The sequence below is a fragment of the Corynebacterium sp. AOP40-4SA-5 genome, assembly GCF_052377355.1.
Taxonomy (GTDB): domain Bacteria; phylum Actinomycetota; class Actinomycetes; order Mycobacteriales; family Mycobacteriaceae; genus Corynebacterium.
The window spans coordinates 117692-141535 of the sequence record NZ_JBQSWS010000006.1 but is presented as its reverse complement, the minus strand read 5'-3'; the positions used below and the strand labels follow the sequence as shown (position 1 = coordinate 141535).

Genomic DNA, 23844 nt, shown 5'->3' with positions numbered 1-23844 from the left:
CCCCGCCCCGATGTAGCCAGATCACCCTCCCAGGTAGCCAAATCGCCCGAATCCCTTCCTGGGCGGGCGACTATTTCGCCGTCTTACCCCGGGGAGCAAGCATGCCGGCGACCGCGGCCAGGACGACCACGCCCCACAATCCCAGCAGCAACGACCACGGCACATCCAATGCTGTCGTGACCCCCGTGCCGACCAACATCTCAGACAGGGCGAACTGCGCTGCCCAGAGCGACACCGCAGACATCACACCCGCAGCCAGGCCGATTACTAGGCCGATGCCGCCGAGAACACCGCTGACCCGGGCGCGGGAGAAGCTGAGACGACGCATCCCGGTGCGCGTCCCCTGCAGGTCCCCGGCGAACCCGACCACCGCATGCACCAGGGCGACGACGGCGATCAGCCCGATTCCGCCGACCATGCCGGCCAACGAGTCCATCTGCCCCTGCTGCTCCGAGTCGATCTGCTCTTCGACGACCTCCTGCGGGGCCAGCCAACGCACGTCCGGGACCACCTCATTCACGTCTGCTGCGCCGGCGACGAAGGTGCGCTCACTCATCTCCCCCTCAACCGCTGACACGCTGAGAGGGAAGGACGTCCCGTCCACCGTGAGCCCTCCACCAAGGGCGGAGTCGCGGTCGACGACGGCGACCACCGTCACCTCACGGCGGACACCGTCATCGTCCCTGACCAGTATCTTCTCACCGAGTTCCCAGCGCTCGTCTGCAGCGACGTCGTCGCCTCCGATCTCGGCGAGGGATCCGGCGAGAACCATCCCCTCCACCGACAACTGGCCGATCGAGACGGGATCGACCCGGTGCACGGGAAGCTGGTCGACGGAGTTCACACCCTCCAACCACCCGGGGTCCGTGTCCAACGGAGACACGGTGAAACCAGCCTCACGCGCCGCGGTTGACTGCGCTTCAGTCAGGTCTCGAGCGGTTACCGCCGTGGCCTGCAGCGAGGCCGCGCTCCGGTTCGCGTCCCCGATCGTGCTGGTCAGTGCAGCAAGGGCCGCCGTGCCCCCGAGCACCACCAGGAGGGAGGCGACCAGTGACATCCCTGCGACGCGACGGGCCCGGTCGTTGACGACGCCGCCGATAAGCATGCGTCCGGTCCCTCCGCGCCGCAGCAGCCAACTGACCACACGCAGCACCGGCACGGCGAGTCCCCACATGAGAAGGAGGGTGCACAGAGCGATTCCGAAGGACATCTCATTGAAGTTGTCCATGGTCGTCGTGGCGTCGTGGAGTGCCCACAGGGCCATCGCCGCGCCAACGCCCACGGCGTAGCGGAGCGGCGTAGCCAGTACCCGCAGGATGCGACGGCCTCTGCCCGGGCGCCGTGCGTCCGCCTCAATTCCTGCGAGGTGGCGCCCCTGCCACCACACGGTCACGATGCCCCATGCGGCCAGGCAGATTCCGGCCAGAACCGTGGGGCCGGGCATCCACAACGAGCCGAGCTCGGTTGTCACCAGCCCGATCCGGCCCAGCAACCACCTGTAGGCCAACCCTGCCACCGGCGACAGCAGGAGTCCGAGGACAACCGCCACCACAGCGAGGGCAAAGGTGGCCCCGGCAATCCGTAGCCGGACCAACCTCCGCGAAACCCCCAGCAGTCGCAGTGTCCTCGAGGTCGGTGCCAGGCTGGACACGAGGAACTGCGCGACCGAGGGGAGGAGAATGACCCCGACCACACAGGCAATCGCGGAAACCATGAACGCGAACGTCGCGGTCCCCTGGTAGTTCGCCCACGTCGCGGACACCTCGGTGGTCACGACGTCCGACGCTCGGTAGCCGTCGGCCACCTGGGTGGCACGAACCGCGGTGCCGATGACACCGCCGGCCAGGCCGGTGAGCAGGGTAACGACAGTGAGAAAGCCAAGGCAGACGGTGCGGTGACCGGCCAGCATCAGTCGGAACATCGTCACGCCGGATCACCCGCAGACATCGCGTTGACGATCGTTCCGTCCCGGAGTTCCAGCGTCCTGTCCGTCACCGCGGCAACGTCGGCATCATGGGTGACCATGAGGATGCTCGTACCGTCCGCCGCGAGCTCACGCAACAGCGCCACGACGACACGGCCGTTCGCCTCGTCAAGTGCACCCGTGGGTTCGTCAGCGAAGATGACCTGCGGGGACACGGCCACCGCGCGGGCGATCGCGATCCGCTGACGTTGCCCGCCGGACAACTCATCCGGCCGTGACCTCAGATAGTCCTGCATCCCGACCCTCGACAGCGCTTCAGCGATGCGGTCACGGCTCGCGTGACCGCCTGCCATGCGTATCCCCAGCGCAATGTTCTCCTGGACGGAGAGGAAGTCGAAGAGGTTGTACTCCTGGAACACGGTCGCTGTGGTGGTGGCCCGGAGACGCGACCGCCTCCCGTCCGAGAGATCCCAGAGGCCGGTGTCACCGTAGTTGACGACTCCTGAATCCGGTCGGACGATACCGGCGAGAAGGTTCAGGAGCGTCGACTTCCCAGACCCCGACCGGCCCATCAGAGCGAGGAAGGAACCCGCCGGGATGCTGACGTCCACACCTGCGCCGGCCGCGCCGCCGATGACCGGTCCGTCTTGCTCCCGGTAGGTCTTGGTCAATGCATGCGCGGTGATGTCCATGTCCCCACCCTGCGGTAGTGAGGGCTCAGGATCGAGAGGAACCCGGAACGTCGGGAGCTGGCTCCACCCCCGGAAGAACGGTGGAGGTGAGTCCACCGACACGCGTGCCCCTGACCACTACACTTACTGACCGTGGAGTTTTCAGCGAACGATCCATCGAACGCCCCTCAGGCACCCAGGTACTGGCCGGCGGGGTTCGACGTCCGACCGTGGAGATTCCTCGCTGACCGAGGTCCGTGGCGGGCCCTGCCCTGGACCCTCCTCCTTGCAACCCTCTTCCTCCCAGCCCTTGTCACGGCGCTCATCCTGTTGCCGTGGCTGCCGTTGAGTGCCCGAGCATCGGATTCAGTCGGTCGTCTCGGTTCCCGGTGGATGAGGGTCTCCGTGCCCGACCGCCCGGTCAACCGGTGGTTCGACTGGCGGCAGACAGCTGAGCTCTGCGCCCAGCTACTACTGTCCTTCGCCGCTTTCCTGCTGTCGCTGAGCCTCGGTCTCCTCACCTGTGTACTTGCCGCAACCCCCTTCATGTGGGCCAGCCGCGGCTTCCCGGGAGGCACCGGAATCGACCTGGGGGTCCTGGAGATCCACGACACCGGGGCTCTCGTCGCCATCGTCGGGGCCGGAGCTGCAGTCTGCGCCCTCGCTTTCCTGTACGCCAGCTGGGTCATCACCGGCTGCTCGGTCGCTGTTACCGTCGCCTCGAACTCGACGGTTTCCCCCGACGTCGCCGAGATCACCCGGTCACGGGCCGTCCTGGCAGATGCCTTCACAGGCGAACGTCGCCGCATCGAACGCGAGCTCCACGACGGTGCCCAGCAATACCTCACGGCGCTGCAGCTCAATGTGGCCGCGCTGGAAATGACTGCGCGGACGGGACAAGAGCTGACTGAGCCCATGGACAAGGTGAAGGTCAATGCACGGCAAGCTCTCGAATCGCTACGGGCCACCGTCCGCGGCATTTACCCTCAGGTGCTGGCCGACAAGGGTTTGGTGGCCGCGGTGGACGAACTTGTCTCCCATTCCGGGCTCGATCACCGCTTCGTCCTCGACGGAGCCGAGGATGACTTCCGCCTCACCGACACCCCCGCCCTCCTGCTGTACCACTGCACCGCAGAGGCTCTGACGAATGCCGTGAAACACGGGGATGCCGACGCCGTACGGGTCACCCTGTCCGACGACAACGGGCACACCGTCCTCGCGGTCGACAACAACGGCACTGGCACCGGCACGGGCTCTGCGAAGGTAGCCGCCGCCTCCGACGGAGGAGGCACAGGCATCGCCGGACTCACCGAGCGCGCCGCCGCGCTGGGAGGGACCGTGCAGTTGTCAGATCTTGGTACGTCACAAGGACGATGGACCACACGACTGGAAACGAGGCTTCCATGAAGATACTGCTTGCCGAGGACACCACACTGCTTCGCGAAGGCCTCGTCGGACTTCTGGAGTCCGCCGGGCACGAGGTCACCGCGGTCGTCGACGCCGACTCACTGCTGGCTGCTGCTCAGTCGGCATCCCCCGATCTCATCGTCAGCGATGTCCGGATGCCACCAACAATGACGGATGACGGGCTCGCGATGGTGCACCGGCTTCGTCAGGACGCGGACGAGCACCGACTGTCCGTCCCCGCGCTGATGCTGTCCCAATATGTGGCGGCCGCCTACCTCGACGACCTCCTGGAGCACGACGGCTTCGGATACCTGCTCAAGGAACGTGTCGCCGATGTCGATAACTTCCTCACCGCCATAGCGAGCGTCGCAGACGGTGGGACAGTCGTTGATCCGGAGGTGGTGCGCGCCCTGGTGAGTTCCCGGCGCAGCGGCATTGGCGATCTGACGGCGCGCGAACGCGAGGTCCTGGAGCACATGGCGGCCGGCGACTCGAACTCTCAGATCGGCGAGAAGCTCTTCCTCTCCCCTGGTGCCGTGAGCAAACACGTGGCCAACGTGTTCATGAAACTCGGGATGCTGCCTTCGGACGAGAACCGTCGGGTACGGGCGGTGCTGACCTGGCTACGTCACGCAGGTCGGTAACCGGCGCCTCCCCCACCCCTCGCTGCACCGGCCCACCCCGATGTAGCCAGATCACCCTCCCAGGTAGCCGAATCGCCCGATCGCCTTCCTGGGCGGGCGACTATTCCGCAATGGTGCGGCAACGCGGAGGTTCAGCCAGACTGCAGCCAGACCACAGCTAGACCGCGGCGGCGATCCGGTCGCCGACCTCCACGGTGCGCACCGGGGACCCGTCACGCGAGCCGGCCTCGGCGAGCACCGCGGCCTCGATCCGCTCCGCCTGCGACACGCGCAGGGCCGCGTCCTCCCCGGTGGCCCCCTCGTCGTCGGCGAGGTGGCGCAGCAGCAGCGCGGCGGACAGGATCGCCGCACACGGGTCGGCGATCCCCTGCCCGGCGATGTCCGGCGCCGAGCCGTGGACGGGTTCGAACATCGAGGGGTTGCGGCGCGACGGGTCGATGTTGCCGGAGGCCGCCAGACCGATCCCGCCGGTCACGGCGCCGGCCAGGTCGGTGAGGATGTCGCCGAAGAGGTTGTCGGTGACGATCACGTCGAAACGTCCCGGGTCGGTGACCATGTAGATCGTCGCGGCGTCGATGTGGCAGTAGTCCACGATGACGTCCGGGAAGTCCGCGCCCACGGTCTCCACCGCGCGTGACCACAGCCCACCGGCGTTGACCAGCACGTTGGTCTTGTGCACGAGGGTGAGCCTGCCGGAGCGGGCCTGGGCGCGGGTGAAGGCGTCGTGCACCACGCGCTGCACGCCGTACCAGGTGTTCTGGCTGACCTCGCTGGCGACCTCGTTGTCGGTGCCTTCACGCAGTGTGCCGCCGTTGCCGCAGTACAGGCCCTCGGTGCCTTCCCGCACGACCACGAAGTCGATCTCGCCGGGGGCGGCCAGCGGGGAGGACGACCCGGGGTACAGCTTCGCGGGACGCAGGTTCACCGCGTGGTCGAGGCGGAAGCGCAGCGGCAGCAGCAGACCTCGTTCCAGCACGCCGGCGGGCACCGAGCGGGGGTCGCCGATGGCGCCGAGCAGGATGGCGTCGTGGGCACGCAGGGAGTCCAGGTCGGCGTCGGTGAGCAGTTCACCGTTGCGCAGGTAGCGGCGCGCCCCCAGGTCATAGTCGGTGGTGTCGATGGTCTCGTCGCCGGTGACCGCGTCGAGGACCTTCAGGGCCTCCGCGGTGACCTCGGTACCGATTCCGTCTCCGGCAATGACCGCGAGTTTCATTCTGTGGACCCTTTCTGGCGTTTCTGTCTCACATCGTTGGAAAAATCCTTCCACAGGCTACCACGCCGCGCCGTGGGCCTAACTCGCCGCGGGACACGACTGGAGCTACACTTTACTTACTCCGACGGACGTTCCTTCGTCGCGTCCACCACCTGTCCCCGGAAGGCAGCTGCCTTGACCTCGCACCACCCCACCGACACCACCCCGACCGGGTCACCGGTCACGGCAGCCCCGCCGTCCCCGCCGGCGGCGGGCCGTCCTCTCGCAGGACGCACCGTCCTGACCGTAGGTCTGGCCCTGGTCCTGGCCGTGGTCGCCTACCGCGAGACCCGTCCGGTGGTCTTCGAACGCACCCTGGACCTCTACAAGGTGCCCACCGACTTCATGGTGTACTTCCGTGCCGGTGAGGCGTTGGCCTGTGGCGAGGGCATCTACGACGGCCCGCTCTACGGTCACCTGCCCTTCACCTATCCGCCGTTCGCCGGCAGCATCTTCCGCTACGTGGCCTCCGCACCGGCGGAGATGTCGGCGACGTTCTGGCAGCTCGCCTGCGTCGGCGCACTGGTCGCGGTGGTCCTCGGCACGCTGGTGCAGCGCGGATACCGGCTCGACACCGGGACGATCGCCCTGGGCGTGGCCGCCGCCATGGCTGCACTGGCTCTGTCTCCGGTGCGCGACAGCTTCTTCTACGGCCAGATCAACATGCTGCTGATGCTCCTGGTCGCCCTGGACTTCCTGCGCACGCGTGACCGGCTGACCGGCATCGGCGTGGGTATCGCCGCGGGTCTGAAGCTCACGCCGGCCTTCTTCATCCTCGTCTTCCTCATGCAGCGGCGGTGGCGCGAGGCGGCGACGGCCACGGCGACCTTCGCCGTCACGGTGGGCATCGGGTTCCTGACGGTGCCGGACGCGATGCGCTTCTGGACGTCCGCCATCTTCGACTCCTCCCGGATCGGCAGCGACACGGTGTCCGCCTCGCAGTCGCTTAAAGGCTTCACCGAGCGCACCTTCGACAGCGACACGACGGGCACCGCCGTGTGGCTGGTGTCGTGCGTGGTCGTGGTGGCGTTGCTGTACGTGGCGGTGCGCTGGGCCACGCGTCGGGGCAACCAGGCGCTGGTGATGGCCCTCGGCGGGATCACCGCGTGCCTGATCTCCCCGTTCTCCTGGCACCACCACTGGGTGTGGCTGGTGCCGCTGGTGGTGTGCCTGGTGGACCTCGGGGTGCGCGCGGCGCCGGCGTGGCCGGGACACCGGGTGCGGTCCTGGTTCTCCTCGCAGGTCGGCGCGCTGCTGGCTCTGCTGGTGGTGTGGGTGGCGATGATCCCGTTCGTCAGCCACCAGGTGTCGGTGCACTGGTCGTTCATCGGCCAGCAGTACATGTCCGTGCCGTGGAACAGCATGTGGGTGCTGTGGGGCGTGCTGATCCTCGTGGCCTTCGCCGCGGTCGGTCTGGTCGACGCGGTGCGCTCGCGTCGCACCGAGACGGGCACCGAGACGGGTACCGAGACCGGCACCGTCCCCGCGGAGGAGCCGACAGACAGCAACCCCGCAGGACGCTGAGAGCGTCCTGCGGGGTTGTGGACCCGCGGGCGGCGCCGGCACGGCGCCGGGGAGGGTTCGCGGGCTACACGGCCTCGGGGCCGTGGACCTCGACGTGGTCGCGGGACGCCATCATCACGAGGATGGCGACGACGGCCACGACGGCGGCGACGTAGTAGGGCACGGCGACGCCGACACCCTCACCGATCTTCGTGGCGGCGAAGGGGGCGATCACGCCACCCATCCAGCGCACGAAGTTGTACCCGGCGGACGCCACCGGCTGCGGGGCGTCCGACACGCTCATGGCCATCTCGGTGTACATCGTGTTGTTGATGCCCAGCAGGGCGCCGGAGAGCACGACCAGCACGACCACGACCGGGGTGGTGTCGTGGAAGACGCCGAGCAGGGCGTAGATCACCAGCAGGCCGACCAGGGTGGCGATGGTGGTGTTCGCCGCACCGATACGGTTCTGGATCAGCGGGGCGATGAACACGGAGAACACCGCGAGGCAGCAGCCCCAGCCGAAGAACACCGCACCGATGCCGATCTCACCGAAGCCGAGGACGAACGGGGTGTAGGCCAGCACGGTGAAGAAGCCGAAGTTGTAGAACAGGGCGGAGAAGGAGACGCCGAACAGGCCGCGGTGCTTCAGGGCCTTCAGCGGGGCGGTCACGCTGGTCTTCTCGGCCGGCGGCGGGGTGGCCGGCAGCTTGAACAGCAGGACGACCAGGGCGATGAGCATCAGCAGGGCGGTGCCGAAGAAGGGTCCGCGCCAGTTCAGGGAACCCAGGGCCGCGCCGAGCAGCGGGCCGGCGGCCATGCCGAGGCCGAGTGCGGCCTCGTAGAGGATGATGGCCACGGCACGTCCGCCGCTGGCCACCGACACGATCACGGCGAGGGCCGTGGCGACGAACAGGGCGTTGCCCAGTCCCCAGCCCGCCCGGTAGCCGACGAGCTCACCGACGCTGTTGGACGTCCCGGCGAGGCCGGCGAAGACCACGATCAGCGCCAGGCCGGTCAGCAGCGTCTTCTTGCCGCCGATGCGGCTGGAGACGGCGCCGGTGACCAGCATCATCACGGCGGTCACCGCGAAGTAGCTGGTGAACAGCAGGGAGACCTTGGACGCGCCGGCGTCCAGGTTCTCCGCGATCGCGGGGAGGATGGGGTCGACGAGACCGATCCCCATGAACGCGAAGACGCAGGCCAGGGCCGTGGCCCACACTGCGACAGGCTGCCGCATCATCGACGTCTTCTCTGATTCGAGTGTCGCGCCGTTGAGCGTGGCCTCCTGGGTGTCCTGTCTCATTCGCGGTCGTGCCTTTCCAAGTTTCTCGATGTGTCTTCGCCGACCCGACGGATGTACGCGCTGGCGAAGGCCGTCAGAGGTTCCAGTGCGTCGGCAATGCGCCGTCGTGCGTCGTCGTCGAGCAGGTCGAAGTGCTCGGCCAGCGCCCGGTTACGCAGGTTGTTGTCCCGCGTACGTGTGGCGCGTCCCTCGTCGGTGATCTCGACGAGGGTGACCCGGGCGTCCTTGGGACTCCGGACCCGGCGAACCACGCCTGCCCGTTCCAGCTTGTCGATCTGTTGCGTCATGCCCGGCTGGGTCATGCCGTTGATCCTGGCGAGCAGCCCGATCGAGTGGGGCTCCTCGGTCAGCGTGTTGAGGATGCCCAACTGGGTGAGCGTGTGGCTCCCCCGGTGGTCGAGAAGGCGCACCATGTGCAGACCTTCCCGGAGGGCGTCGCGGAACTCGTCGGCGAGCTGGTTGTCCTCGTCCGTGGGGTTGTTCGCGGGTTTGTCCGCGGGGACGGGGGCAGGCGTGTGGTTGGCAGCATTGTTGTCAGTCACGGCAACGACCCTAACCCATAAGACAGTTATTTACATAACTCCCCGAAGTGTTATCACCCCCACCACCTACCCCCACCACTTTGCGGCGGTCGACGCTCCCCCGTCGTTGACCACCGGCAGGACGGCCCCCTCGCCGTCCCGTCCCCGTGGCAGTCCCGTCCCCCGTGGGGTCTAGCTCAGGTCGAGCAGGACGGTGCGCGACGCCGACAGGGAGTCGGCGATCTGCTCCTGCAGGTCCTGCGGGACGTCCTTGTCCACGCGCAGCACCAGCGTGGCGGAACCCTGGTCGGCGTCCTGCGTCAGCGCGGCGGCGTCGATGTTGATGCCCGCACGGCCCAGGAAGGTGCCCACGGTGCCCAGGGCACCGGGCTGGTCGTCGTAGTTGAGGAACAGGTTGAGCCCCTGTGCACGCAGGTCCAGGCCGCGGCCGTTGATGCGCACGATCTTGTCCACGCGCTCCAGGCCGGTCAGCGCACCGATCACGGAGACCGAGGTGCCGTCGCCGGTGACGACGGTGACCTCGAGGACGGAGCGGTGGGTCACGGACTCGTCCGCGGTGGTCACCGAGAGGTCCACTCCGCGCTCGGCGGCGATCTGCGGGGTGTTGACGAAGGTGACCTGCTCGTCGACGACGCCGGAGAACACGCCGCGCAGTGCCGACAGACCCAGGGCGTCGACGTTCTCCGAGGACAGCTCACCGCGGGCCTCGACGTTGACGGCGGTCACGGCCTGGTCCAGCAGACCGGAGGCGACCTTGCCCAGCTTGGTCGCCAGGCCGAGCCACAGCGCGACCTCCTCGCTGACCTTGCCGCCCGTGACGTTCACGGCGTCGGGCACGAAGTCGCCGGACAGGGCCTTGAGGACGGACGCGGCCACGTCCGTGCCGGCGCGGTCCTGCGCCTCGACGGTCGAGGCGCCCAGGTGCGGGGTCACGACGACCTCGTCGAGCTCGAACAGCGGGGACTCGGTGCAGGGCTCCGAGGCGTAGACGTCGAAGCCGGCGCCGCGCACCGGACCGTTCTTGATCGCCTCGGCCAGGGCGGCCTCGTCGACCAGTCCACCGCGGGCGGCGTTGATGATGATCTGACCCTCCTTCGCCTTGGCCAGGAGCTCGGCATTGAACATGCCCGCGGTCTCCTTGGTCTTCGGCAGGTGGATGGTCACGAAGTCGGAGCGGCCGACCAGCTCGTCGAGCTCCACGAGCTCCACGCCGAGCTGTGCGGCACGGGCCGGGTTGGCGTAGGGGTCGTAGGCGACGATGTCGGTCTCGAAGGCCGCCAGACGCTGGGCGAACAGCTGGCCGATGTGGCCGAAGCCGACGATGCCGACGGTCTTGCCGAAGATCTCCACGCCCTGGAAGGAGGAGCGCTTCCACTCGTGGTCACGCAGGGTCTTGTCCGCCGCCGGGATCTGACGTGCGGCGGAGAGCAGCAGCGAGATGGCGTGCTCGCAGGCGGAGTGGATGTTGGACGTCGGGGCGTTGGCGACCATCACACCCTTGGCGGTGGCGGCGTCGATGTCGACGTTGTCCAGGCCGACGCCGGCGCGTCCCACGATCTGCAGCTTCGGGGCAGCCTCCAGGACCTCCGCGTCGACGGTGGTCGCGGAGCGCACCAGCAGCGCGTCGGCGTCCACGACGGCCTCCAGCAGTGCGGGACGGTTCGGACCGTCGACCCAACGGACCTCGACGGAGTCCCCCAGCGCGTCCACGGTGGACTGGGCGAGCTTGTCGGCGATGAGGACGACGGGACGGGAATTCTGACTCACGGATACTCCTGACAGCTGTGCATGTCCCGGCCCCTCCGGCACGACCGCGTCGAAGAGGTCAGGGCCCACGCCTGACTCCCCACACCGAAATAAGCCCAGGGGTGACGTGCGACATGGACAGCTTAGTACGTCTTTTGTCGCACGGCTCGGAAACCCCCGAGATCGTGGCCGGGGGCGCCATAAGCAGCCGTTGTGACAGGGCGCACCTCACCCTGCCATAATGTGTTGGTTCACCTATCTTTCTTGAGGAGACCCAACAATGGACTCGTTCGCTGAAACGATGCAGTCCCCGGGCGGGCTAACAGCCATAGGCCTGGGAATCATCATCGTCACCGTCGGCATCCTGCTCCGCGGCAGGAGCAACCCGACCGTCGTCATGACCCTCGTCCCGGTGCTCGGCGCCTTCGTCGCCGGCTACGGCATCAAGAGCATCGGAGACTTCTACGAGTCCGGGCTCGGATCCGTGATGAACGTCGTGGTGATGTTCATCTTCGCGATCATCTACTTCGGTATCCTCAGTGACACCGGACTGTTCACACCCCTGGTCAAGGGGCTGATCATCGCCACCCGAGGTAACGTCATCCTCGTCGCCCTGGGTACCGCCGCGATCGGCATGGTCGTCCACCTGGACGGTGCCGGCGCCACGACCTTCCTGATCACCATCCCGGCGCTGCTGCCGCTGTACAAGGCGCTGCACATGTCGCGTTACGTCCTGCTGGCCATCGTGGCCACCGCGGCGTCGGTGATGAACATGGTGCCCTGGGCCGGTCCGATCGGCCGTGCGTCCTCCGTGGTCAACCAGACCCCCGTTGAGCTGTGGCAGCACATCCTGCCGCTGCAGGGAATCGCCCTCGTCCTCGTCTTCGTGATCGCCGGCCTCCTCGGCCTCAAGGAGTCCCGCCGCATCGCCAAGCTGCGCAAGACCCCCGAGTTCGTCGGCACCGGCGACGTGGACGTCCAGACCCTCGCCGCGGACTTCGTGCAACGTGAGAAGGAGAAGCAGGAGGAGATCGGCGCGCAGATGCGCACCGGCCGCTGGGTCACCATCGTCAACATCGTCATGTCGCTGTGCATGCTGGCGCTGCTGATGTCCGGCTGGATCGAGCCGGGCCCCGTCTTCCTGGTCGGTACCGCGATCGCCCTGGTCGTGAATTTCCCGCTGTCCGGCGAGCAGGCCGAGACCCTGAAGCGTCACGCCCCGAACGCCCTGTCCATGGCCGGCGTCATCCTCGCCGCCGCGATGTTCCTCGGTGTGCTGAACGAGTCCGGCATGCTCGAGGAGATCGCGCTGAGCCTGCTGCACATCCTGCCCGACTCCGTCGGCGCGCAGCTGCACGTCATCGTCGGCCTGCTCGGTGTGCCCCTGGACCTGCTGACCTCGACCGACGCGTACTACTTCTCGGTGCTCCCGGTCGTGCAGGAGACGGTGGCGTCCTTCGGCGTCTCCGGCTCCGGCGCCGCGGCCGCCCTGATCATCGGCAACATCATCGGTACCTTCGTCAGCCCCTTCTCCCCCGCCCTGTGGCTGGCCATCGGCCTGTCCGGCGGCACGATCGGCAAGCACATCAAGCTGACCTTCCCGATCGCCTGGGGCTTCGGCATCATCATGGTGCTCATCGCCCTGGCGCTGGGCCTCACCGCCTAGACGGCGCTGCCAGCGCCCTGCCCGTCCTGCCCGTCCTTTCGGGGCAGGACGCACTCCTCGCCGCACCCGGAGTCGCACGCCTGCGCGCGCGGCGTCCTGGCGGGTGCGGCCAGGGCCTCGGTCTGCACGGTGACGTGACCGATCCCCCGGTCGGCGAACACTCTCCTCACGTCCTTCCGGACATCCTGCTCGTCACCGGTGGTGACCACGTGAACGGTCGCCATCGACGACTCGCCGTCCACCGACCAGATGTGGAGGTCGTGTGAGCCGTAGACCCCGTCCGTCGCACTGACGGCCTCCTGGACCTCGACCGGGTCCACCCCGGCGGGCACCTGCTCCATGAGCACGGTGCCCGCCTCCTTCATCAGCGACCACGCCCGCGGCAGGATCATCGCCGCGATGATCAGCGACGCGACCGCGTCGACCCAGTACCAGCCCGTCGCACCGATGACCAGGGCAGCGACGATCACGGCGACCGACCCCAGCAGGTCCACCAGGACGTGCAGGTAGGCGCCCTTCATGTTCAGCGACTCCCCTGCGCTGCGGCGCAGGATCACCGCCGAGACCACGTTGGCCAGCAGACCGACGACCGCCACGGTGAGCATCAGCCCGGTCTGGATCTCCGCGGGCCCCTCCCCCATCCGCCGGAACGCCGCCACGGCGATCCACACGCCGATCACGGCGACCGCACCGGCGTTGACCGCGGCGGCGAGCACCTCGGCACGACGGAAGCCGTAGGTCGAACGCGCGGTGGCCGGCTTCGACCCGACCATCATCGCGAAGGCCGCGACGACGAGGCCCCCGGCGTCCGACAGCATGTGTCCGGCGTCGGCGAGCAGCGCGAGCGAGCCGGACACCACCCCGCCGATGACCTGGGCGACGAAGATCGTCGAGGTCATCGCGATGACGATCCACAGTGCCCTGCCGCGGACCTGGGTATGTGAGTGATCATGGTCGTGATCGTGCGCCATGGCGAACCTCCATTTTCATTAACGGTAAGTGCTCACAGTAGAACGAGATTTGGCGCAGGTCAAGGGCGATCTTTGGGTAGCGTAATCGTTATCATTAAGCGCTCCGCCGGCGCGGCGCGGCTGCGGATGCGGAATACCGCGGCGCCGCGTGCGGTTGGCCCTGAGGTAACACACCGTCGATCTGCAGCAAGGACCTGAAGACATATGAGCACAGTGGGATTCATCGGCGCGGGACTGATCGGGGCCACCGTCGCCCGGCTCTCCGTCCTGGCCGGTCATGACGTGGTCCTGAGCAATTCCCGGGACCCGAAGACCCTCCTCCCCCTCGCCGCCGCGCTGGGCCCCAAGGCCCGGGTGGACACCCCGGAGGGCGCGGCGACGGCCGGCGACATCGTCGTCGTCACCATCCCGCTCGGCGCGCTGACCGAGGTCCCGGTGGCGCCGCTGGCGGGCAAGACCGTGATCGACACGTCCAACTACTACTGGCAGCGTGACGGCCACATCGACGTGCTGGACGCCCGGGAGATCACCACCTCCCAGATCCTGCAGGACCACCTGCCGGACACCCACGTGGTCAAGGGCTTCAACAACATCAACTTCGCCCACCTCGGTGAGCTCGCCCGCCCGGCCGGCGACGCCGCCCGCACCTCCCTGGTGATCGCCGGTGACGACGACGCCGCCAAGCAGGACGTCGCGTCCTTCCTCGACTCCCTGGGGTACGGCACCCTCGACGCCGGTGTGCTGGCCGAGGGCTGGCGCTTCGACAACGGCGAGCCCGCCTACGGCAGGCCGTACATCTCGCCGGACGCCACACCGACCTCCATCTACGACATGGGGCCTGGTAAGGCCGCCTCCGACGAGGAGCTGCGCGAGGCGCTGACCGCCGCAGAGCGCTGACACAGACAGGCCCCACGGACCTTTTCTTCGGTCCGTGGGGCCTTCCCCGGTGTTGCGGTGACGCCTACGCGGTGGCGTCCAGCGGGTTCTTGACCCAGCTCATGAGATCGCGCAGCTTGGTGCCGGTGGTCTCGATCGGGTGCTTGGCGTAGTCGGCACGCAGACCCTCGAGCTCCTTGTTGCCGCCCTCGACGTTGGCGATGAGGCGCTTGGTGAAGGTGCCGTCCTGGATGTCGGACAGGATGTCCTTCATGCGGTCCTTGGTGCCGGCGTCGATGACGCGCGGGCCGGAGAGGTAGCCGCCGAACTCAGCGGTGTCGGACACCGAGTAGTTCATGTTGGCGATGCCGCCCTCGAACATCAGGTCCACGATGAGCTTGAGCTCGTGCAGGCACTCGAAGTAGGCCATCTCCGGCTCGTAGCCGGCCTCGGTGAGGACCTCGAAACCGGTCTTGACCAGTTCCTCGGTGCCACCGCACAGCACGGCCTGCTCACCGAAGAGGTCGGTGACGGTCTCGGCCTCGAAGGTGGTCGGGATGACGCCGGCGCGCGCACCGCCGATGGCGGCGGCGTAGGACAGGGCCAGGTCGCGGCCCTCGCCCTTGGGGTCCTGCTCCACGGCGATCAGGCACGGCACACCCTTGCCGTCGACGAACTGGCGGCGCACCAGGTGGCCCGGGCCCTTGGGGGCGGCCATCGCGATGGTGAGGTTGTCGGCCGGCTTGATCAGCTCGAAGTGGATGTTCAGCCCGTGGCCGAAGAACACGGCGTTGCCGTCCTCCAGGTTCGGGGCGATGTCCTCGGTGTAGACCGTGGCCTGGGTGGTGTCGGGCACCAGGACCATGACCACGTCGGCCCAGGCGGCGGCCTCGGCGTTGGACAGGACCTTGAATCCCGCCTCCTCGGCCTTCGCGGCGGACTTGGAGCCCTCGCGCAGACCGATGACGACCTCGACGCCGGAGTCTCGCAGGTTCTGGGCGTGGGCGTGGCCCTGTGACCCGTAGCCGAGCACGGCAACCTTGCGGCCCTGGATGATCGACAGGTCGGCGTCGTCGTCGTAGAAAACGTCAATTGCCATGAGGTGAAGCCTTTCGTGGGAAAACGGGTGTGGATCGGTTCATCGAACCGGGAACTGCGTTCTGTGCCGCTATCGTACCAGCAAGGATTATCAGAGTGTGAGACTGGGTATCCCACCCCGTGAATGGCCACGGGGAGGGACTGAAGAGGCCGATCAGAGCTTGGCGGGGTACATCGCCTTCTGGCCGCGGCTCACCGCGGTCACGCTGGACTCGACCAGTTCACGGATGCCGAAGGGCTCCAGGACCTCCAGCATCGCCTTGAGTTTCGTGGGCGTGCCGGTGGCCTCGATGACCAGCGACTCGGGTCCGACGTCGACCACGTGGGCGCGGAAGAGCTTGGCGGACTCCACGACCTGCGTGCGGTTGGAGTTGTCGGCGGAGACCTTCACCAGCATCAGGCCGCGGCACACGATGGAGTCCGGCTCGTGCCGGCTGACCTTGATCACCGGGATCAGCTTGTTGAGCTGCTTGGTGATCTGCTCGATCACGTGGTCCTCGCCCTCGACCTGGATGGTGAACCGGTTGACCCCGGCCACCTCCGTCTGACCCGAGGCGATCGAGATGATGCTGAAGGCGCGGCGGGTGAACATGCCGGTGATACGCGACGCGATTCCGTCGACGTCCTCACACAGGACGCTCAGAGTGTGGACTTGAGACATTAGTTCTCCTCGCCTTCCTCGATGATCTTACGGATGTCGTCGGGTTCCTCCGCCGCGGACTGCTCCTGTTCGAACAGCGGACGCAGGTCGCGGACGTACTGGACCTCGTCGTTGGAGGCCCCGGCCGAGATCATGGGCCACACCTGGGCGTCCTCGCCGACGATGAAGTCGATGACCACGGGACGGTCGTTGATCTCCCGCGCCTTGGCGATCGTGGCGGCCACGCCCTCCGGTCCGTCCTTCTCGGTCACGCGGAAGGCCGCGCAGCCCATGGACTCGGCGAGTCCCACGAAGTCCGGGAGGTAGTTCTCGCCCGGCTTGAGGTTGGTGTGCGAGTAGTGGCCGTCGAAGAACAGGGTCTGCCACTGGCGGACCATGCCGAGGTTGCCGTTGTTGATCAGGGCGATCTTGACCGGCAGCCCCTCGACCGCACAGGTCACGAGCTCCTGGTTGGTCATCTGGAAGCAGCCGTCGCCGTCGACGGCCCAGACCTCGGTGTCCGGGGCGGCGGCCTTGGCGCCCATCGCTGCGGGCACGGCGTAGCCCATCGTGCCCAGCCCACCGGAGTTCAGCCAGGTGCGCGGCTTCTCGAAGCGCAGGAACTGCGCGGCCCACATCTGGTGCTGGCCGACGCCGGCGACGTAGACGGCGTCGGGGCCCGCGGCCTGGGTGAGCTCCTGCAGGACGAACTGCGGGGCGAGCTTGCCGTCGGCCGGCTCGTCGAATCCCGGGGGGAAGTCGGTCTTCAGACCGTCGAGGTAGGTCGTCCAGCGCGACGTGTCCTGGCGACCCTCACGGTCCTCCACCGCACGACGCAGCGCGAGGAGGACCTCACGGGCGTCGCCCACGATCGGCACGTTGACCTCGCGGATCTTGCCGATCTCCGCCGGGTCGATGTCGGCGTGGATGACCTTGGCGCCCGGGGCGAAGGAGTCCACGTCGCCGGTGACCCGGTCGTCGAAGCGCGCGCCCAGGGCGAGGATCAGGTCGGACTTCTGCAGCGCGGCGACGGCCGGCACGGTGCCGTGCATGCCCGGCATGCCGAGGAACTGCGGGTGGGACTCGGGGAACACACCCAGCGCCATCAGCGTGGTGGTCACCGGCAGTCCGGTGGACTCGGCGAAGGCGAGCAGCTCCTTGTGGGCGTTGGCCTTCAGGACGCCGCCGCCGGCGTAGATGACCGGGCGCTTGGCCTCGGCGATGAGGCGGGCCGCCTCGTCGATCTGGCGGGAGTGCGGGGTCGTGACCGGGTGGTAGCCGGGCAGCCGGTAGCTCGGCGGCCAGATGAAGTCGAGCTCGGCGTTCTGCACGTCCTTGGGGATGTCGACCAGCACCGCGCCCGGACGCCCGGTGACGGCTACGTGGAAGGCCTCGGCGATCGCCGCGGGGATGTCCTCGGGACGGGTGACCATGAAGCTGTGCTTGGTGATCGGCATCGTGATGCCGCGGATGTCGGCCTCCTGGAAGCCGTCGGTGCCCAGCAGGTGACTGCCGACCTGACCGGTGATCGCCACGATCGGCACGGAGTCCATGTTGGCGTCCGCCAGCGGGGTGACCAGGTTCGTCGCACCGGGACCGGAGGTGGCGATGCACACGCCGACCTCCCCGGAGACCTGGGCGTAGCCCGTGGCGGCGTGACCTGCGCCCTGCTCGTGGCGGACGAGGATGTGGTTGAGCTTCTCGGAACCGTAGAGAGCCTCGTAGAGCGGGAGCACCGCACCACCGGGGAGGCCGAAGACTACGTCAGTACCCAGTTCCTCGAGGGAGCGGACTACCGCCTGGGCACCGTTGATGCGCTCGGGCTTACGGCTGCGTCCTGAGGCAGCGACTGTCGCAGGACTGGGGTGTGGGCGTGAGGTGTCATTCACCGTCCGTGCACTCCTTTGGGTGGTCATGTGTTGTGGATGTCCGACGATCGAGGTCTCGAGGTGTGTGGTTTCCGCCGTAGAACCGACTGTGCCCCCGCTACCCGTGGTTCGGGGCGGGGGCGCCAGATTGTTCCGCGAAGTGACCGCAGGGGCTCTAGCGCCCGGCGGATACAAGAATCAGGAACGTCGTCATAACCCACGACCATAGCGGAGCACCACCCCCCGGTCAATGGATTTCAGGAAATTTTCCCACCCGCTGATACCCCCCGTCTCACTGCATGAACGCCCCGCGTCGGTCCCGGCGGAGACGCTGTTTCGCGTGTCGAATGATCCAGCGAATCCCCAGAAACACGGTCTATGGTGAGTCTCATGTTCGACGTCAAGTACCTCTTGTTCTCCCTCTGGGAATGGATCATTCAGCACGGGTTGCCGCTGTCGGCCCTGTTGATCGCGGCAATCCTGATTCCCCGGGTCGGCCGCCAGGTCGTCCGTGTCCTCACCGACCGTCTCGAGAGCGGCCAGGAGGAGACGAAGTCCAAGCTCGCCCTCGTCGGCGCCCTGGTGTACATGCTCGAGATCGTCGCCTACTTCGTCCTGGTGCTCCTCGCACTGACGAACCTCGGCGTACCGGCCATGGGCGCGGCCATCCCGGCGACCGTGGTCTCCGCCGCCATCGGTTTCGGCTCGCAGAACATCATCGGTGACTTCCTCACCGGCTTCTTCATCATCTCCGAGCGCCACTACGGTGTCGGCGACGTGGTGACCTTCGACGACACCTCCGGGCAGATCACCGGTACGGTCGTGAAGCTGACCCTGCGTTCCACGCAGATCCGCACCGTCGCCGGCGAGCTCGTCACCGTGCCGAACAGCAAGGCCAGCGTGACGATCAACTACTCGCAGCGCTGGTCGCGTGCCGTGGTGGACCTCGACATCCCGATGGTCGACGAGGAGTCCATGGCGGACCTGCTCACCAAGGTGGAGACCGCAGCGGCCAAGGCCGTGGAGTCCGCCGGGGTGGACGCGAGCATCCTCGGTGACATCGAGGTCCAGCCGGCCCGCAGCATCACCCCGCCCGCCGCCGCCGGCCAGCCCTGGTCGGTGGGCATGCGCGTGGGCGTGGACACCGGCCCCGCCGACCAGTGGTTGGTGGAGCGCGCGATCCGCGCGAACCTGGTCAACACGTTCTGGGACCGCTACCAGTCCCGAGGCGACGTGCTCGGCACGGCAGGGGCCGCGCAGGCCCCCTCCACCGACACCACCCAGGCGCCGTCGAAAATCGCGGCGAAGGACACGTCCGAGGACGACACGTCCCGCGTCGTGGCGGCCGCGGCGTCCGGCCCCGACCACATGTCGTTGGACGACGGCGCCGACGGCGACGAGGGTGCAGACAACGCCGCCGCGGACGCCGACAAGGTCGAGGACGCGCAGGACGCCTCGGCTGAGCCGGACAGTGCGGCGCAGCCTGACCCGGACGACCCGGCGACCCAGGTGCTGCCCTCCCCCGCACCGGAGGAGGACCCCGACGCGAAGGACGGCAAGGCGGGGAAGGACGGTAAGGCCGGAGCAGAGGACGACAAGTCCGATCTCGCCGACCTGGTCGACGGCCCCTACGAGTCGAAGACGAAGAACCTGCTGAGCTTCGGCGGCCGGTTCCGTCCCTCGACCTCGGGCCTGTTCATCGCCCTGGTGATCGTGGCGATGCTCGCGCTGTTCTCCAGCAACCCGGACGACGGCAACCCCGGCATCCTGTCGCCGGACCGCTACCGCAACGCAGGTACCGAGGTGGAGTCCACCGAGACCAGCGTGTCGAGTACCCCGACCGAGACCGAGGAGAACACCGACAGCGAGCCCACCGAGGACACGCAGCCCACCGACACCGAGGAGTCCGACAACTCCGGTGAGGTCACCGACACCGAGGAGTCCGACGGGTCCGGCGACAGCTCGACCAACAGCGGCAACACCTCCGGCAACGGTAACTCGGGCAACTCCGGCAACTCGAACAACTCCGGTTCCGGTACGTCGGGCACCGACGGCACCGAGGGCACCGGCACCACGGACGGCACCAACGAGTCCGACGGTTCCACGCAGAACCAGGGTCAGAGCCAGAACCAGGGCACGACCCAGCAGGACGGCACCTCCGGCGACCAGACCACCACGCCCTGACGTCCCACCCCTGCACCACCGCACCACCACATCGCCCGGACCACATGGTCCGGGCGATGTGTGCGTGGGCCACCGGTGCTGATTAAATGGACAACCATGAGTTCCGTGGAGTCGCCCGCCCTGCCGTACCAGGTCCGCACGGATCAGGCCCACCTGATCGCCGGTTTCCTCATGGTGGCGATGTCGATCGTCGGTGTGGCCTATGCCCCGGGCGTGCTCTTCTGGCTCCCGCTCCTGCCCCTCCTGTTCATCGTGGGTGTGCTGCGCACCCGGACGGAGTTCACCGAGGGCGGCATCACCGCCCGTTACCTCCTTCGCCCCACAAAGTCATTGGCGTGGGACGACTTCGAGGCGTTACGATTCACCCGTGGAGGCAAGGCCCTTGCGGTGAGCAAGGACGAGACGACATTCCCGCTCCCGGGTGTGAGCTTCAATTCGCTGGTGACCCTGGCGGAAGTGACCGGGGGCAGGATCCCGGACCCGGTGACCCCGAGTCTCTCCGCGATCGACGAGAAGGTACGGGTCGTCGAACGCGACAGCGGTCTGGCCGTCCTCATGGACGAGGACGAGTACGGCGAGTACGAGGCCGCGCAGCGTGCCCGACGCATGGCGCGCGAGGAACTCGAACGCCGCCGCTCCGCTGCCGGCGACCAGGACGCCGGGCAGGACGGTAGACCGGACGCCGCGAGCTGACCGGACGCGCCGCGCGCCGCGGTGCGTCCGATAGCGTCCGACTGAGTACCGGGGCCGACAGCTGACTACTGTCCCCCGGCCCCGCCGGATCCCGCCGTCGCCGCCGTGGCTCCGCACCTATAAATCAACGCAAGAACCCCCACGCACGAACCCCACCGAAACAACTGCCCACGGGCCGGGCAGCCGCACGAGGCCCCACGAGAGGACGCTTTTCCCACCATGAACGAGATCTCCTACCGGTCATCAGTGACCACCCAGGGACGCAACGCCGCCGGCGCACGCTCCCTCTGGCGAGCCACGGGCATGAAGGACAGTGACTTCGACAAGCCGATCATCGCGATCGCGAACTCCTACACCCAGTTCGTCCCCGGGCACGTCCACCTGAAGAACGTCGGTGACATCGTCGCCGAGGCCGTCGCCGAGGCCGGCGGCGTGGCCCGCGAGTTCAATACCATCGCCGTGGACGACGGCATCGCCATGGGGCACTCCGGCATGCTGTACTCGCTGCCGAGCCGCGAGATCATCTCGGACTCCGTGGAGTACATGGTCAACGCCCACCAGGCCGACGCCATCGTGTGCATCTCCAACTGCGACAAGATCACCCCTGGCATGCTCAACGCCGCGATGCGCCTGAACATCCCGGTCGTCTTCGTCTCCGGCGGGCCGATGGAGGCCGGCAAGGCCGTGGTCGTCGACGGTGTGGCCCACGCGCCCACCGACCTGATCACCTCGATCTCGGCGTCCGCCAGCGAGCAGGTCTCCCGCCAGGGCCTGATGACCGTGGAGCAGGCCGCCTGCCCGACCTGCGGTTCCTGCTCCGGCATGTTCACCGCCAACTCGATGAACTGCCTCACCGAGGCTCTCGGCCTGTCCCTGCCCGGCAACGGCTCCACCCTGGCGACCCACTCCGCGCGCCGCGACCTGTTCAGCGAGGCCGGACGCACGATCGTGAACCTGTGCAAGCGCTACTACGGCGAGGGCGACACCTCCGTGCTGCCGCGCAACATCGCCACCAAGGAGGCCTTCCAGAACTCCATGGCCCTGGACATGGCCATGGGCGGGTCCACCAACACGGTGCTGCACATCCTCGCCGCCGCCCAGGAGGGTGGCATCGACTTCGACCTGCAGGACATCGACGACCTGTCGCGCAACGTCCCCTGCCTGTCGAAGGTCGCGCCGAACTCCGACTACCACATGGAGGACGTCCACCGCGCCGGCGGAATCCCCCGCATCCTCGGCGAGCTGTGGCGTGGCGGCAAGCTCAACGAGGGCGTGCACACCGTGCACTCCCCCAGCCTCGCCGAGTGGCTCGAGGACTGGGACGTCAGTGCGGCCTCGCCGCGCCAGGAGGCGATCGACCTCTACCACGCCGCCCCCGGCGGGGTGCGCACCACCGAGCCCTTCTCCACGGACAACGTGTGGGACGACCTCGACGTGGACGCCGAGAACGGTTGCATCCACGACGTGGAGCACGCCTTCACCGCCGACGGCGGGCTGGTCATCCTGCGCGGCAACCTCTCGCCCGACGGCGCGGTGATCAAGGCCGCCGGCATCGACGAGTCCCTGTGGCACTTCTCCGGACCGGCCCTGGTCGTGGAGTCGCAGGAGGAGGCCGTGGACGTGATCCTCAAGAAGAAGGTCACCGCCGGCGACGTGGTCGTCGTGCGCTACGAGGGCCCGTCCGGCGGACCGGGCATGCAGGAGATGCTGCACCCCACCGCCTTCCTCAAGGGCTCCGGACTGGGCAAGAAGTGCGCCCTGATCACCGACGGGCGTTTCTCCGGCGGATCCTCGGGTATCTCGGTCGGCCACATCTCCCCGGAGGCCGCCGACGGTGGACTGATCGGGCTCGTCGAGAACGGCGACACCGTGACCATCGACGTCCACAACCGTCAGCTCACCCTCGACGTGCCGGACGAGGAGATCGCGCGTCGCCGTGCTGCGATGGACGCCTCGCGGAAGCCGTGGTCCCCGGCGACCCGTCAGCGCAAGGTCACCAAGGCGCTGCGCGCCTACGCCAAGATGGCCACCAGCGCCGACAAGGGCGCGGTGCGCGAGGTCGACTAGACCCTGCCGCGGCCCTGCCGCAACGACAGCTCACAACGTGCCCGGGTACGCCCCGCCGTCGATGAGCATGTTCTGCCCGGTGATGTAGCCGGCCTGTGCCGAGCACAGGAAGGCGCAGGTCGCGCCGAACTCCGCCGGGTCGCCGAAGCGTCCTGCCGGGATGCCGTCGGTGGACGGCGACGAGCCGGTGCGCGCCAACCGCGCGGTCGCGAAGCGTCCCGGCAGCAGGTTGTTGACCGTCACGTTCGCCGCGGCCAACCGGGGTTGGCGTGCCACCCCGGCCACGAAGCCGGTCAGCCCGCCGCGCGCCCCGTTGGACAACCCCAGCGTGGCGATCGGGGCCTTCACCGCCACGGAGGTGATGTTCACCACCCGCCCGAATCCACGGGCGGCCATGTGGTCCACCGTGGCCTTGATCAACTCCACCGGGGTGAGCATGTTCTGCTTCAACGCGGCGAGCCAGGCGTCCTCGTCCCAGTCGCGGAAGTCGCCGGGCGGCGGCCCGCCGGCGTTGGTGACCAGGACGTCGACCTGTGGTGCGGCGTCCAGCAGGTTCTCCCGGACACCGGGATCGCTGATGTCCCCGGCGACCTCACGCACCTCCACCCCGTGGGTGCGAAGCTTTTCGGCGGCCTCGGCGAGCGGCCCGGTGCGTCGGGCGTTGACGACGAGGTTCACCCCCTCGGACGCCAACGCGTCGGCGCACCCGAGGCCGAGCCCCTGACTGGAGGCACCGACCACGGCCCATCTGCCTGCTATCCCGAAGTCCATTCCCCCACGCTACCG

The 23844-nt window shown here is 68.0% G+C and carries 19 protein-coding genes; 8 read left to right on the top strand and 11 right to left on the bottom strand.

Going from position 1 to position 23844, the window contains the following annotated elements; all coding sequences use genetic code 11:
• Nucleotides 1–70: 70 nt before the first annotated feature.
• Both ACT3S3_RS05525 and ACT3S3_RS05520 read right to left on the bottom strand, forming a co-directional pair.
• Entirely contained in the window at nt 71–1927 is a 1857-nt protein-coding gene (locus ACT3S3_RS05525; RefSeq protein ID WP_444626417.1) for a hypothetical protein, read from the bottom strand.
• Nucleotides 1924–2616, bottom strand: coding sequence for an ABC transporter ATP-binding protein (locus ACT3S3_RS05520; protein ID WP_301443846.1), 693 nt, complete (start codon nt 2614–2616; stop codon nt 1924–1926). Before ACT3S3_RS05520 ends, ACT3S3_RS05525 begins: the two co-directional genes overlap by 4 nt.
• A gap of 384 nt (nt 2617–3000) precedes the next feature.
• Between ACT3S3_RS05520 and ACT3S3_RS05515 the strand changes: the two genes are divergently transcribed.
• On the top strand, nt 3001–4002 hold the full coding sequence (locus ACT3S3_RS05515; RefSeq protein ID WP_441582066.1) for a sensor histidine kinase: 1002 nt from the start codon (nt 3001–3003) through the stop codon (nt 4000–4002).
• A complete protein-coding gene (locus ACT3S3_RS05510; protein WP_301443844.1) occupies nt 3999–4646 on the top strand; it encodes a response regulator transcription factor in 648 nt (215 codons plus the stop codon). Before ACT3S3_RS05515 ends, ACT3S3_RS05510 begins: the two co-directional genes overlap by 4 nt.
• 157 nt (nt 4647–4803) lie before the next feature.
• On the opposite strand, the gene ACT3S3_RS05505 is transcribed toward ACT3S3_RS05510, so the two are convergent.
• Nucleotides 4804–5859 carry a 3-isopropylmalate dehydrogenase gene (locus ACT3S3_RS05505; protein ID WP_301443863.1) on the bottom strand — a complete coding sequence of 352 codons (1056 nt, stop codon included), beginning with the start codon at nt 5857–5859 and terminating at the stop codon, nt 4804–4806.
• A gap of 174 nt (nt 5860–6033) precedes the next feature.
• On the opposite strand from ACT3S3_RS05505, the gene ACT3S3_RS05500 reads away from it, so the two are divergent.
• Nucleotides 6034–7422 (top strand): glycosyltransferase 87 family protein, encoded by a 1389-nt coding sequence (locus ACT3S3_RS05500; protein ID WP_301443864.1) that lies wholly within the window; start codon nt 6034–6036, stop codon nt 7420–7422.
• A gap of 64 nt (nt 7423–7486) precedes the next feature.
• Here ACT3S3_RS05500 and ACT3S3_RS05495 read toward each other — a convergent pair whose 3' ends face one another.
• The 3 genes from ACT3S3_RS05495 to serA all read right to left on the bottom strand — a co-directional run bounded on the left by ACT3S3_RS05495 (nt 7487) and on the right by serA (nt 11016).
• Nucleotides 7487–8707: an MFS transporter gene (locus ACT3S3_RS05495; RefSeq protein ID WP_444626415.1), complete on the bottom strand. Its 1221-nt coding sequence runs from the start codon at nt 8705–8707 to the stop codon at nt 7487–7489.
• Complete coding sequence (locus ACT3S3_RS05490) at nt 8704–9249, bottom strand: MarR family winged helix-turn-helix transcriptional regulator (protein ID WP_444626413.1); 546 nt, start codon at nt 9247–9249, stop codon at nt 8704–8706. The genes ACT3S3_RS05495 and ACT3S3_RS05490 overlap by 4 nt, the downstream gene beginning before the upstream one ends.
• Before the next feature lie 171 nt (nt 9250–9420).
• On the bottom strand, nt 9421–11016 hold the full coding sequence (serA, locus tag ACT3S3_RS05485) for a phosphoglycerate dehydrogenase (protein ID WP_441578839.1): 1596 nt from the start codon (nt 11014–11016) through the stop codon (nt 9421–9423).
• A gap of 280 nt (nt 11017–11296) precedes the next feature.
• Between serA and ACT3S3_RS05480 the strand changes: the two genes are divergently transcribed.
• The gene (locus tag ACT3S3_RS05480; protein ID WP_301444036.1) at nt 11297–12661 is read left to right on the top strand and encodes a CitMHS family transporter; all 1365 of its coding nucleotides are present in this window, start codon (nt 11297–11299) and stop codon (nt 12659–12661) included.
• Here the strand turns inward: ACT3S3_RS05480 and ACT3S3_RS05475 are convergent.
• Nucleotides 12658–13632 carry a cation diffusion facilitator family transporter gene (locus tag ACT3S3_RS05475; protein ID WP_301444034.1) on the bottom strand — a complete coding sequence of 325 codons (975 nt, stop codon included), beginning with the start codon at nt 13630–13632 and terminating at the stop codon, nt 12658–12660. The genes ACT3S3_RS05480 and ACT3S3_RS05475 overlap by 4 nt on opposite strands.
• A 204-nt stretch (nt 13633–13836) precedes the next feature.
• On the opposite strand from ACT3S3_RS05475, the gene ACT3S3_RS05470 reads away from it, so the two are divergent.
• Nucleotides 13837–14529: an NADPH-dependent F420 reductase gene (locus ACT3S3_RS05470; protein ID WP_444626411.1), complete on the top strand. Its 693-nt coding sequence runs from the start codon at nt 13837–13839 to the stop codon at nt 14527–14529.
• A 64-nt stretch (nt 14530–14593) separates the two neighbouring features.
• Here the strand turns inward: ACT3S3_RS05470 and ilvC are convergent, their stop codons facing one another.
• The 3 genes from ilvC to ACT3S3_RS05455 form a co-directional block, all read right to left on the bottom strand.
• On the bottom strand, nt 14594–15607 hold the full coding sequence (gene ilvC, locus ACT3S3_RS05465) for a ketol-acid reductoisomerase (protein WP_301443548.1): 1014 nt from the start codon (nt 15605–15607) through the stop codon (nt 14594–14596).
• Nucleotides 15608–15760: 153 nt separating this feature from the next.
• Nucleotides 15761–16267, bottom strand: coding sequence for an acetolactate synthase small subunit (gene ilvN, locus ACT3S3_RS05460; protein WP_301443547.1), 507 nt, complete (start codon nt 16265–16267; stop codon nt 15761–15763).
• Nucleotides 16267–18135 carry an acetolactate synthase large subunit gene (locus ACT3S3_RS05455; RefSeq protein ID WP_301443546.1) on the bottom strand — a complete coding sequence of 623 codons (1869 nt, stop codon included), beginning with the start codon at nt 18133–18135 and terminating at the stop codon, nt 16267–16269. Before ACT3S3_RS05455 ends, ilvN begins: the two co-directional genes overlap by 1 nt.
• Before the next feature lie 369 nt (nt 18136–18504).
• On the opposite strand from ACT3S3_RS05455, the gene ACT3S3_RS05450 reads away from it, so the two are divergent.
• The 3 genes from ACT3S3_RS05450 (at nt 18505) to ilvD (ending at nt 23058) form a co-directional block, all read left to right on the top strand.
• Nucleotides 18505–20298 carry a mechanosensitive ion channel domain-containing protein gene (locus ACT3S3_RS05450; RefSeq protein ID WP_301443545.1) on the top strand — a complete coding sequence of 598 codons (1794 nt, stop codon included), beginning with the start codon at nt 18505–18507 and terminating at the stop codon, nt 20296–20298.
• Between the two features lie 96 nt (nt 20299–20394).
• Nucleotides 20395–20991: a PH domain-containing protein gene (locus ACT3S3_RS05445; protein WP_441578898.1), complete on the top strand. Its 597-nt coding sequence runs from the start codon at nt 20395–20397 to the stop codon at nt 20989–20991.
• Nucleotides 20992–21210: 219 nt separating this feature from the next.
• A complete protein-coding gene (gene ilvD / locus ACT3S3_RS05440; RefSeq protein WP_444626409.1) occupies nt 21211–23058 on the top strand; it encodes a dihydroxy-acid dehydratase in 1848 nt (615 codons plus the stop codon).
• Nucleotides 23059–23088: 30 nt separating this feature from the next.
• Here the strand turns inward: ilvD and ACT3S3_RS05435 are convergent, their stop codons facing one another.
• The gene (locus tag ACT3S3_RS05435) at nt 23089–23829 is read right to left on the bottom strand and encodes an SDR family oxidoreductase (RefSeq protein ID WP_301443824.1); all 741 of its coding nucleotides are present in this window, start codon (nt 23827–23829) and stop codon (nt 23089–23091) included.
• Nucleotides 23830–23844: the final 15 nt, after the last annotated feature.

Excerpts from the sequence above, each read along its gene's own strand:
- ACT3S3_RS05435 (WP_301443824.1), bottom strand. The coding sequence starts at position 23,829 with ATGGACTTCGGGATAGCAGGCAGATGGGCCGTGGTCGGTGCCTCCAGT.
- ilvC (WP_301443548.1), bottom strand. The coding sequence starts at position 15,607 with ATGGCAATTGACGTTTTCTACGACGACGACGCCGACCTGTCGATCATC.
- ACT3S3_RS05510 (WP_301443844.1), top strand. The coding sequence starts at position 3,999 with ATGAAGATACTGCTTGCCGAGGACACCACACTGCTTCGCGAAGGCCTC.
- ilvD (WP_444626409.1), top strand. The coding sequence starts at position 21,211 with ATGAACGAGATCTCCTACCGGTCATCAGTGACCACCCAGGGACGCAAC.
- ACT3S3_RS05445 (WP_441578898.1), top strand. The coding sequence starts at position 20,395 with ATGAGTTCCGTGGAGTCGCCCGCCCTGCCGTACCAGGTCCGCACGGAT.
- ACT3S3_RS05475 (WP_301444034.1), bottom strand. The coding sequence starts at position 13,632 with ATGGCGCACGATCACGACCATGATCACTCACATACCCAGGTCCGCGGC.
- ACT3S3_RS05470 (WP_444626411.1), top strand. The coding sequence starts at position 13,837 with ATGAGCACAGTGGGATTCATCGGCGCGGGACTGATCGGGGCCACCGTC.
- ACT3S3_RS05480 (WP_301444036.1), top strand. The coding sequence starts at position 11,297 with ATGCAGTCCCCGGGCGGGCTAACAGCCATAGGCCTGGGAATCATCATC.
- ACT3S3_RS05505 (WP_301443863.1), bottom strand. The coding sequence starts at position 5,859 with ATGAAACTCGCGGTCATTGCCGGAGACGGAATCGGTACCGAGGTCACC.
- ilvN (WP_301443547.1), bottom strand. The coding sequence starts at position 16,267 with ATGTCTCAAGTCCACACTCTGAGCGTCCTGTGTGAGGACGTCGACGGA.
- ACT3S3_RS05520 (WP_301443846.1), bottom strand. The coding sequence starts at position 2,616 with ATGGACATCACCGCGCATGCATTGACCAAGACCTACCGGGAGCAAGAC.
- ACT3S3_RS05495 (WP_444626415.1), bottom strand. The coding sequence starts at position 8,707 with ATGAGACAGGACACCCAGGAGGCCACGCTCAACGGCGCGACACTCGAA.
- ACT3S3_RS05450 (WP_301443545.1), top strand. The coding sequence starts at position 18,505 with ATGTTCGACGTCAAGTACCTCTTGTTCTCCCTCTGGGAATGGATCATT.